This window comes from Alphaproteobacteria bacterium, assembly GCA_017308135.1.
GTDB lineage: Bacteria > Pseudomonadota > Alphaproteobacteria > CACIAM-22H2 > CACIAM-22H2 > Tagaea.
Genome location: JAFKFM010000017.1, coordinates 1 through 5,294 on the forward strand (window position 1 = coordinate 1; position 5,294 = coordinate 5,294).

Genomic DNA, 5,294 nt, shown 5'->3' on the forward strand with positions numbered 1-5,294 from the left:
GCCGACGTGTTCGATTATATCGAGCGTTTCTACAATCCCACCCGCAGGCACTCGACCTTGGGCTATCTCAGCCCTATCGACTTCGAGCGCCAGGCTGGGGTAGCCTAAAGAAGCCTATCTCGGTGTCCATCAAACCGGCAGCAGGCCAGGGCGCCGGTCTGGCTTCGGGATGAGATGCCGAAATGGACCCCAAGGATCCGGCTTGCTGGTTGCAGCCCCGGCGAGCAACAATAAAGCGGTTATTCCCATGATCTGCCCTCCATAAGTTCGACGCCTGTGACTTAGTCAGACTAGCCTATCCCGTCACTTCTGGCGTGGAGATAGAGTTAAACTTAGAACCCTTTGAGAGCACTATTCTATCTCATTTTTGCAACTTACCAGGCTTTTCAACCTTTCCAGCGTCGAGCTTCGACATCAGATAATTTTGTAGTCCCTCGATATCGCCCAATGCGCCGCCTTCTGCTGCTGCTATGGATGATAGCTTGCGAATGTAATTCGGCATCGCACTAGGCTTAATCTGGGGCAGGCGCGCCAACCATCTGGCGAATGCCGGGGATGCGAGAAGCCGACCGCCGCCATATTGCGCCAGAGCGCCGCTGATCGTCAGGAACGGATGCGCGACGATCCCAGTTGCCGCCGCACCACTTGTGGCAAGGCCAAGAGCAGATCCGGTATTCGAAAAATTGGCAAAGCGCTGTGCCTCTTTCGTGCCGCCAGCAACCTTAGCCAGATCATCCAGAGACGAACGAACATCAGCGCTGAACAGGCTGCGCTTAGCCCCCGGCGTCATAGCATTCCATTGCGTCAGGAATTGCGGCAAGCTGAATGCGGTGCCTTCTGCGTTCTGCTGCCCTTTAGAGGCTGCGCCAAGACGCGAAATGACAGTGGCCCGCACCGTCGCCGCATCCTCTGCCGGGAGGGCGTTCATGAAGCGCCCAAGCCGCGCGTTGTTGCGCTGTGTGGCCGAATTGAGGGCGGCCATAATCTCTTCGCCTGATCGCGGCGCAGATCCTTTGGCACCAATAATAGGGGAGAGAACCGTATCAATCAGTTGCACGCGCTCCTTATGCGCCGCTGCGGCATCGGCATAGGCAGTTGCCGCTTTGGCCTTTCCTGCGGCGTTAAGGCTGTCCACAATGTCAGTTTCCGCCGCATCAAGCACCGTTCCGATGCGCCGTTCCAGATCAGAACCACGCAGGCCATCCTGCATGAACTTGTCGCGCAGTTGGGTGCGCATGTTTTTTACACCTTCAACCGGATAGGCTTGATCGAGCTGCGCGCGCAGGGCCTTGAGCTCAGACAGTCCCGCTGCACCGCCTGGCGTCTGCTCCAGTTCAGCGACATTGCGATCAAGCGCCGCGCGGGCATTGACCAAATCGACAGGTTCTTGCCCGCCAAGCTGACGTGCCTTGTCATAAAGCGCGTTCACCTTGCTGCGGCTGCTCTGGATGAACTTTTGCGCGCCATTCAAGGCCGCTTCGCCTGCCGTCTCCAATTCGGTGGGCTTGCCAACTAAAGAGGCAATGGCATCGCGCGCTTTTTCTGCCTCTTGCGTGACTTTCTGCGCGCCCTTAACGATGGGCTGGGCAGAAAGCGGGAATTTCGCCGCGCCTCCGGTCACATTGCGAATGCCGGGCCCCGCCACATCGGCAGGCATAGGGTTGATGGATGTTCCAAGCTTTGCATTCAGATTATCCGCAGCCTGAATGACCTGTGCCCCATCACTGGCTGGCGCAGCGACACGGGAAGCCTGACGAGCCAAAGCCATATCCGTCAGCTTTTGACCACCAGCCCCAAGGGCCGCGCCAAGCCCGGCACCAGTTGCGGCGCCAAGAGCTGAGCCGCCCAAGCCTTGGCCATATCCATATCCAGCGATACCCCCAAGGGTGGCGCTAGTCTTGATAGCAGATCCGGCGCCGCCAGTGGCCAAGCCGGGGACAAGACCGCCACCGAACTCGGTAGCATAGCCAAGCAGGCCCTGTTTCTGGCGCGCCTGCTCCTGCGCAAGCCGTGCGGTATCGCGGGCCTCAATGTACCCCGAGGCAAGTCCTTTGTCGGAAAGCGCGTTTTTGACGGCCCCGCCGATACCCTCAATTTCATCAGACAAGCCAAGCTCGGCACCGGTCAATGCGCGGCTTGCGTAAGCCCCTGCACTGGTCGGGTTATAGCCTTCCTTGTCGAGGTTCATTTGGAGCTGGTTGAGATACGCCTTTTCGGCCTCACTCGTATTGATAGGCTGGAACTGCACGCCTTTTTGCGCATCCTGTGCCATGCGATCCAGATCGGCTTGGGAAGGGGCAGGAATGCCATTCTGCTGATACCATCCCTTGATGGCGTCAGGAGTGAGACCGGGATTGCGCAGATTGGCATTCAGAAAGGCAAGGGCTTTCGCCTCCTGATCGGCATTGATGCCGAAATTCTTCTGAAGGTATTCCTCACGGTTGAAGGGGCCATTGTCGCCGCCATCCATGCCGAATTTGATGCCAGTTCCCACAGGAAGGCCGCCGCGCATGTCAGGCGTGTTGATGCCGCCACCCGGGCCAGATCCACCTGAAGGGCCGCCAGAGGCAGAAGGTGAGCTCAACAAGCCGCCCTGATCTTGTCGCGGCTGTCCCTCTACAGGCTGCAACGTCGCACGGGCCTTATCCGCCAAAGGCCCGGCCGCGATTTTCATTGCATCAATCGCCTGAGCGCGGGCGCGAGCTTTCTGGGCAATTACTTCATTACCATCACCCGGCATCGGGAAAAAAATATGGTATTGCCTATCAAATTCGGCAGGACTGATCGCGGCTCCAGATTCAAGGCGTAGCTGTGCTGCGATAAAGTTCTCTACCGCCTGGTCTGCCCGTTGCCGCTCATTGCTATTTAAAAACGTGTTTTCAAGATCAGGCGCAGAGGCATGCATGGCTTGACGCACCAAACCACGAGGTGATTTTGCATCATCGGGCAGGGCTAGCCATTCTCGCTCGGCCTGCTCCATTCGCCCGTAGAAACCAGACGCTTTTTGCTGGGCTTCATTTCCAAATTCATCTTTTTTGGGCGTGCCATCTGGATTGTGCGTGGCTTGCCACTCTTGTTGGTCGCGCCTGAATTTGTCCTCTTGCAATTGCTGGTCGCGCCGAGCTCGCGCCTCAGCACTATCCGCTCGTTTGTCTGCATTTTGCTGGATAGTCGTTGCAGCCGGGCCGTAAATTGGGCCAGGAGAAGGAGCCTCTTGAGATGGAATCAAGTGCGCAAATGGGTTGCCTTGGGTAGAGGTTTTTTCGCTTTCGACGCGGAAGGGAGCCCACGGGTCGTTCTGCGATGGGATCAGATGCGCGAAAGAATTATCCTGAGCCATTACGGGTTAACTCCCCATGCCTGCGACGGGTGAAACACCTCAACTGCAGCCACATCTTTGCTGGTTGTGGCGGCTTGTTGCATCGCGCGCATTCCATCTGCCATGGTATCTCGAATGAATGCCCCCATCGACAGGCCTTGCTTTCCCGCGTTGTTCCTTATGTCGCAGAGAAGATCAGCGCTAAGCCGGAATGTGACTGCAGGGTATTTTCTTTGAGGTGGCATGACAGACCTACGCGGATTGATTGGCGTGGTCTGTCTAGTGCCTCGTCCTTACGCCGTTAGGACTGCTTTCGCTGGCAGAATTTGTATGACACACATCTTCGATTTAATCAACCGCGATTATCTTTTCCGGATGGTTCTGCCATCTTTTTGGGGGCTTCGACCATACTGCTATGGCCACTTCGAGATTACCGAAGCAGCCTCGCAATCTCCTTAAGGTTTTTGGCTGCTGCAAGCGTCTTTGCTGACCGTCCACCATGCTTATAGGCGTTGCCATTCCCTTTAGGGGCGCCCGGATTGGTACCCCCGTGCATTCGGCAACGTTTCCTCCCCCGCACCGCTGGAGATTGGCACGCCGAACCCAAGCGGGTCCTTGCCAAACAGCGTGGTGCCGATGCCAGTTGCTCCGGTTGCACGGGATTGATCGTCACTTTTTCCATTCTCATTGCCCCCGGCATGGACGTTTTCAGCGATTACAGCCTGGCCGCCGCGATTGTCGACATGTATATGGCGGACCACTTGCTCACCACCGCGCTGCATTCGAGCTAACGTTTCCATTTGCCCTTGCGAGGTGCGTAACAATTTCGTGGCGAGGTTCCCGAACGTCTGCATTGTCGGAGCCCACTCAGCCGATCCAAGCTGGCTGAGTGCCCTAATTGCCGCGTCATGCGTAACGTACATTTGGACCAGTAGCAGCGCCTCTGCTTGATTTTTCGGTTCCATGCTCTCGATAAATGACAGAGCCGCATTGTAGCGTTCAGCATTGTCCGCTCCGACCGAGCCGAGGTATTTAAGCAGTTCGTTTGCACGCGCATTCACCGGGTCCATGGAAACTGCCGCAAACGTCTTTTGCAGCTTGAGTAGCCCATGCGCCTCGCACTCCCCTGCGATACCAATGGACATTCCGCCTCCGGGCTTTCGTGTGAGCGTCACCTTGACCGGCTGGCGCTGCTTACATTGTGCCGTTGCAATCTCGGCGAGTTCAGTTTGCTGTTCGCTGGTCATTTGATCCCAGCCGGGGATGCCCTTTGCGAGCGTATTTTTGGCTTCAGCCAAGTTGCCCGATTCCGGCACTGCAATTTCAATCGTCTTGCCCTTGGCCAGTGCTTTCGATCCGGTAGCCCCGGCTCGCCGTGCCGGTTTGGCGTTGGCATTCTTCCTCGTCATTATCCGTTTCCTTTAGCTGCTGCTTCGCGTCGGCGCTTCTGTTCGAGCACCACGGCCACCATGGAGTTGTTGCTGCCACTGGCATTGGCTGCCCGGCTGGCGGTCGCCTCTTGATGTTTGCGATTTAGGCATCCGCTGACGGTGTGAAACCATCGGTTGCGTTTGTCGGGCGGTTGTCCTGTCAGCCATGCATCGAGGCTGGTCAGTTCGGCCTTCAGGTCGGGGATGGCGTGATAGGTCTGTGCCCAGCGATCCAGATCCTTGGCTGTCAGTCGGATCACTGCCCCTTGGAAGGCATATTCCCTGGTCGATTTGGCCGTCTGATCCTGCCCTCCGGCGGAGGTATTTTCTTTGTTTAATTGTTTAATTGTTATTGTGTGGCCCTCGGATGGCCCTTGATTGGCCCCATTATCGGCGTCACGGTTGGCCCCATGCGTGCCGGTCGGGTTCTGCATTTCGTCGTAATTCTCGATAGTTATCATCACGCCGGATGGCCCCGCAGATGTCCCGATCAAATGCGCTTTTTCGAGGCGTTTTAAAAAGCGTCCAACGCGCTTGCGATCCCA

At 56.9% G+C, this 5,294-nt stretch carries 4 protein-coding genes; 1 reads left to right on the top strand and 3 read right to left on the bottom strand.

From position 1 onward, the window contains the following. Nucleotides 1-108: IS3 family transposase (locus J0H39_25635; GenBank protein MBN9500147.1), on the top strand; the 108-nt coding region annotated here is incomplete at its 5' end. A gap of 253 nt (nucleotides 109-361) precedes the next feature. Here the strand turns inward: J0H39_25635 and J0H39_25640 are convergent. The 3 genes from J0H39_25640 to J0H39_25650 all read right to left on the bottom strand — a co-directional run. After that, nucleotides 362-3,340: a hypothetical protein gene (locus tag J0H39_25640; GenBank protein ID MBN9500148.1), complete on the bottom strand. Its 2,979-nt coding sequence runs from the start codon at nucleotides 3,338-3,340 to the stop codon at nucleotides 362-364. A 503-nt stretch (nucleotides 3,341-3,843) separates the two neighbouring features. Beyond that, nucleotides 3,844-4,728: a hypothetical protein gene (locus tag J0H39_25645; protein ID MBN9500149.1), complete on the bottom strand. Its 885-nt coding sequence runs from the start codon at nucleotides 4,726-4,728 to the stop codon at nucleotides 3,844-3,846. Beyond that, nucleotides 4,728-5,294, bottom strand: a 567-nt coding sequence (locus J0H39_25650; GenBank protein MBN9500150.1) for a hypothetical protein, incomplete at its 5' end; no start/stop codon positions are given. The genes J0H39_25650 and J0H39_25645, both read right to left, overlap by 1 nt.